Source organism: Methyloterricola oryzae (genome assembly GCF_000934725.1).
Classification (GTDB): Bacteria; Pseudomonadota; Gammaproteobacteria; order Methylococcales; family Methylococcaceae; genus Methyloterricola; species Methyloterricola oryzae.
Window position 1 is genome coordinate 1 of the sequence record NZ_JYNS01000070.1, and the last position, 1,432, is coordinate 1,432.

The 1,432-nt window shown below is 59.3% G+C and carries 2 protein-coding genes; both read right to left on the reverse strand.

What is annotated here, in order from left to right:
• Positions 1 to 1,145 (reverse strand): pentapeptide repeat-containing protein (locus EK23_RS21300; RefSeq protein ID WP_162196158.1); only part of this gene is annotated, 1,145 nt, incomplete at its 3' end.
• 104 nt (positions 1,146 to 1,249) lie between these two features.
• The coding region (locus tag EK23_RS23835; RefSeq protein ID WP_045227413.1) for a hypothetical protein at positions 1,250 to 1,432 on the reverse strand (183 nt) is incomplete at its 5' end.

Consider the following 1,432-nt stretch of genomic DNA (forward strand, 5'->3'; position numbering starts at 1 on the left):
TTGGTGAGACTGGCATTGGTCAGCGTGGCCAGGGACAGATCGACCCCGCTCAGGGTGGCGCCATCAAGGTGGATGCCGGTGAGATCGACGGCTTCGCCCTGAAGGCTAAGACCCCCGATATTAACACCTGTCAGGTCGATGCCGGCCAGCGCCTTGCGATCGGCGGCGGTGGCGATCACCTGTGCGCCGGTCCAGTTTATGGGGCCACCGTTTGGAGCCTGCGGATTGGGATAGCCTTTGGATGCAAGCAGCAACTGTCCAACGGCCTTCAAATCAAGCTGGCTTCCGGGGAACCAAGGCTCAGAACAAGGAAGCCCAGGTTCCCATATTAGGGTGTCAAAGGAAGCACCGATCAAATTGCTGTTTTTGAACTGTGTGCACTGATCACCTGTTCCTCCGAGGTACCCCTCGAAAGTCGGTGGAGTGGTTTTGTAAAGGATCTCAGAAAACGTGGCGCCGATGAAGTCCGCACCAAAGGTGGTGCCGTCGACGGTGACATTCGAAAACGAGCTGTTATCGAATATGCCTGCAAGGGTTGCCCCGCTGAGATCGGCTCCGTCAAATTTGAAGCCGACATCGCTGATATTTACGACTTTGGCCTTGGGCATCTTGGCATTGGTGAGATCACCGAGGTAGTCGATGACCTGCGGGGGTACGTCGCTGGGCAAGATGACGTTGAAATTAGGAGAAAACACGCAACTGCGGCAGGATAAATACTGCTGGAGCATGGTGGACGTGTCCATGAGACGGATGCTGGTCAGCCCGCCCCAGAATTGGTACCGCCCCATGGTGCCCACGCGGCCCTCAAATACAAGAAGCGGAGAGCCGTTGCTGCTCTGCGCATTCACCGCCCCCCACGGAAGGACCAATGAATCTGCGACGCCGGTCTCGGTATCTGACCCGAAATAGGCCAACGCCACGCCGGGCGCGACACTGATAGAGCGCGGCGCGAACTCTGCCCCCACGCATTCGTCAGAAAAAGATACCGTATACACACTGTCAGCTGGGAGCGTCAGCAGCAGAGTGTTGGGAGAGCTGTTTCCGTCCGGCACTGGAAACCACAACACGACACCATTGGTCGGCGGTGCAGGTGGGGTCGCGGCGTGTATGCATTGGTAGGCCGATGCGTCGATGCTGGTAAGCACACTCAGGAGTCCCAGGATGGCGCATCGAGCCCATGCCATCCGGGTGTCCTGCCGAGGCCGGTGCTGCGCCATTCGGGTTCTTGATGAAGCCTGATGGATACCGTTCATAGCGGATCGAAGCGGCTGAGTGAAGGTTCGGCGACGCCGAGAGTGGGGTCGATGCGGGGCTGGCCGGTGGCGGTGTCGAGCAGCGGGGTGTAGTTGGCGGCATAGATGCTGCGCCAGTAGTCGACGGCGAGGTGGGGCACGTTGGTGCCGGGGCTGTTGCTGTTGAGCAGGGTGCCGCT